Source organism: Psychrobacter sp. W2-37-MNA-CIBAN-0211 (assembly GCF_040309405.1).
Lineage (GTDB): Bacteria > Pseudomonadota > Gammaproteobacteria > Pseudomonadales > Moraxellaceae > Psychrobacter > Psychrobacter glaciei.
The window spans coordinates 1-233 of the sequence record NZ_JBEOOU010000615.1 but is presented as its reverse complement, the minus strand read 5'-3'; the positions used below and the strand labels follow the sequence as shown (position 1 = coordinate 233).

Below are 233 nucleotides of genomic sequence, written 5' to 3'. Positions count from 1 at the left end.
ACTTCATTACCCGCAGACAACAGTTGGACCTGGCCGGCCTGTACCGCGATGACGTGTACCCGGCCTGGAACTGGAGCGGCTTTGTCGCCTTTGGTGTACCGGTGGTGCTGACGTTGCTGTCGCTGGGCAGCGATGCGTTCAGCTGGTTCTACAGCTACGGCTGGTTCACCGGCTCGGCGTTGGGCGGGGTGTTGTATTACGGGCTCAATGCCAAGCGCGCTAGCAGTCCACTC

The 233-nt window shown here is 61.4% G+C and carries 1 pseudogene; it reads left to right on the top strand.

Annotated features, from left to right (window positions below):
* A pseudogene (locus AAEY72_RS16480) lies at positions 1–233 on the top strand (hypothetical protein); the annotation flags it as partial.